The sequence below is a fragment of the Geminocystis sp. CENA526 genome, assembly GCF_050753365.1.
Taxonomy (GTDB): Bacteria; Cyanobacteriota; Cyanobacteriia; order Cyanobacteriales; family Cyanobacteriaceae; genus Geminocystis.
Window position 1 is genome coordinate 1 of record NZ_JBLZFY010000209.1, and the last position, 2,771, is coordinate 2,771.

At 34.0% G+C, this 2,771-nt stretch carries 5 protein-coding genes; 3 read left to right on the top strand and 2 right to left on the bottom strand.

Features of this window, described 5'->3' with window-relative positions:
- Positions 1–1,384, top strand: a 1,384-nt coding sequence (locus ACN4EE_RS22660) for a C-terminal helicase domain-containing protein (RefSeq protein ID WP_431708782.1), incomplete at its 5' end; no start/stop codon positions are given.
- On the opposite strand, the gene ACN4EE_RS22665 is transcribed toward ACN4EE_RS22660, so the two are convergent.
- Together ACN4EE_RS22665 and ACN4EE_RS22670 are read right to left on the bottom strand one after the other, a co-directional pair.
- On the bottom strand, positions 1,381–1,809 hold the full coding sequence (locus ACN4EE_RS22665; RefSeq protein ID WP_431708783.1) for a type II toxin-antitoxin system VapC family toxin: 429 nt from the start codon (positions 1,807–1,809) through the stop codon (positions 1,381–1,383). The genes ACN4EE_RS22660 and ACN4EE_RS22665 overlap by 4 nt on opposite strands.
- Positions 1,809–2,009, bottom strand: a complete 201-nt coding sequence (locus ACN4EE_RS22670) for a hypothetical protein (RefSeq protein WP_431708784.1) — start codon at positions 2,007–2,009, stop codon at positions 1,809–1,811. Before ACN4EE_RS22670 ends, ACN4EE_RS22665 begins: the two co-directional genes overlap by 1 nt.
- A 96-nt stretch (positions 2,010–2,105) precedes the next feature.
- Between ACN4EE_RS22670 and ACN4EE_RS22675 the strand changes: the two genes are divergently transcribed.
- Both ACN4EE_RS22675 and ACN4EE_RS22680 read left to right on the top strand, forming a co-directional pair.
- A complete protein-coding gene (locus tag ACN4EE_RS22675) occupies positions 2,106–2,342 on the top strand; it encodes a type II toxin-antitoxin system Phd/YefM family antitoxin (RefSeq protein WP_017292778.1) in 237 nt (78 codons plus the stop codon).
- The gene (locus tag ACN4EE_RS22680) at positions 2,329–2,703 is read left to right on the top strand and encodes a type II toxin-antitoxin system VapC family toxin (protein ID WP_431708785.1); all 375 of its coding nucleotides are present in this window, start codon (positions 2,329–2,331) and stop codon (positions 2,701–2,703) included. The genes ACN4EE_RS22675 and ACN4EE_RS22680 overlap by 14 nt, the downstream gene beginning before the upstream one ends.
- Positions 2,704–2,771: the final 68 nt, after the last annotated feature.

The window sequence follows — 2,771 nt, forward strand, 5'->3', positions numbered from 1 at the left end:
ACATTTACAAGAAGATGCACAAAATTTAATCACAATATTAGATAATACTCCTCAATGGACAACAGCAAATGATCAAAAACTATTAGCTTTACACAAATTAATTACTAAAACTCATCCTGAAGAAAAAATATTAATCTTTTCTCAATTTGCCGATACTGTTAGTTATTTAAAAGAAAAATTAACTTTATTAGGTTTAACAAGTTTTGCTTGTGCTACTGGTAAATCGGAAAATCCTACTATTCTCGCTCAACGTTTTAGCCCGAAAAGTAATAATAAATCCTTCTCTCCTCAACAAGAATTGAGGATTTTAATTGCCACAGATGTACTCTCAGAAGGGCAAAATTTGCAAGATTGTCGCATTATCGTTAATTATGATTTGCCTTGGGCAATTATTCGCTTAATCCAAAGGGCGGGGAGAGTCGATCGAATAGGACAAACTGCTGATGAAATACTCTGTTATTCTTTCTTACCTGCTGATGGAGTGGAAGAATTAATTAATTTACGGGGAAGATTAATTAATCGTTTGCAGGAAAATGCCGAAGTTGTCGGGACGGATGAGGTATTTTTTGAGGGGGGAAATGATAATGTCGTATTGGATTTATACCATGAAAAAGCAGGTATTCTTGATGATGTAGAAGATAACGAGGTTGACTTAGTTTCAGAAGCCTTGAGTATTTGGGAGTCAGCCAAGGAAAAACATCCTGACATTGCTCAAAAAATAGAACAGTTACCGAATGTTATTTATTCTACTAAAAAGTTAGATCCCCCCCTGCCCCCCTTAACAAAGGGGAAGAAAGACGAAAAAGTCCCCAAAGTTGGGGATTTAGGGGCAGAAAATCCTCAAGGAGTTTTAATGTATATGCGTACCAGTGATGGGGTAGATGCTTTGGCTTATGTGGATGAAAACGGTAATAGCGTTACCCAATCTCAAAGCCGTATTTTACGATTAGCCCGTTGTGAATTGGAAACTAAGCCTATTCCCCGTCATCCCCATCATTTTGATTTAGTGGATAAAGGGGCAAACATTATCGCTCAACAGCAGAAGAAAATGGCAGGAGGCGGTAAACTGGGAAGCCCTAACGGTGCAAGGGCTAAAACCTATACTCGTCTTAATGGCTATATTGACTACATCAAAAATCATACTCCTCTTTTGGCTCAAGGGCAACAATGGGATAATCTCATCAAAGCTGTGGAAGACATCTATAAGTATCCCCTCAGAGAAAGTTCGCTCTCTCGTTTAAACCGTCAATTAAGGAGTGGAATTAAAGATGAACAATTAGCGAATATGGTGGTGTCTCTCTGGGAGGATTCCGCTTTATGCGTTACCCATGAGGATAAGCAAGTTAGAGACAATCAAATTATTTGTTCTTTAGGATTATTTTAACTTGATTGTAAAGACCAATCTTCCATTTGTAAATTAGGAACTTTCATAAAATCTTTATAATTACGAGTTACCAATACTCCTTGCACTGATAACGCAATACTCGCTATTTTTAAATCTTGAGTACCGATTCTAATTTTTTCTTTGATCAATTCATCGTAATAAAAACTTGCTTCATTTGTGAAACTTAATAGATTAATGCTATCAAAGAAATTCCATGTATCCTCAAGTTTTTCATAAGCGTAAACTAAAGCGGTTGAAGAATTTGCTCTCCGAATACGATTTAATCTTCCATAAAGTTGTTCTTCTAAAGTTATAACCGTAGTGGTAATTAATTCTAAATCAATAGTATTAACTTTATTTGTAACTAGAGGATGTCCAGATTGAAATAAAGAAACATGATCGGTATCGAGAATATAAAAAGTCATTAACAATCTTCCACCGATTCTAATAAGCCGTATTTCTCGTCTCTTTCTAAATCTAATTCCCGTCTTCTTGTCTCAATATCTGCTAAGACTTTAGGAAAATCAGCATCAGTGCTAAAAATTCCAGCAAAATCTCTTAACAATTTTCTTTCTTTTGATTTATTTACAGTATTTTTTTTTATTTTCAGGGATGTGCTTTCCATTGTTATTTGCTAATCATATTCACGATCGAGTTATATATTAATTATAGAAGAGAAAATGTACATTCTATAATATAAATAATGTACCTTAAATTGCTTATGAAAAGTTTAACCCCCACCCAACTGAGAAAAAATCTTTATAATCTACTGGATGAAGTGCTAAATACTGGTGTACCGATACAGATTAATCGAGGTGGCAAAATTCTACAAATCACACCTGTGGAAAAAGTGCATAAACTAGACAATCTTATATCACGTCCTGATGTTATTTGTGGTAATCCTGATGATATTGTTAATTTAACTTGGGAAGGAGAAATAAATCTTGATTTACCTTGATACTCATGTGGTGGTGTGGCTTTATGGGGGATTGATAGAGAAAATAAGTGACACGGCAAAGTCTTTAATTAATGAAGAAGAAATTTATATTTCCCCCATTGTCAGGCTAGAATTACAATATCTTTATGAAATTGAAAGAATAACAGTTTCTGCTGATGATATTTTAAATGATTTGTCCACTCGCATCGGCTTAAACATTTGTCAACGCAATTTTAATTCTATTGTAACTCAGGCTTTAACTATTAATTGGACAAGAGATCCTTTCGATCGATTAATTGTTGCTAATGCTTTAATAAATCATGACATACTCATCACAAAAGATAACAATATTTTAGCTAATTATCATCATGCCAAATGGTAAATATTAGGACAAAAAAGGAGAAAACCTAATGAAAATTAACCGTAAAAATGTTACCAAATATCTTGATA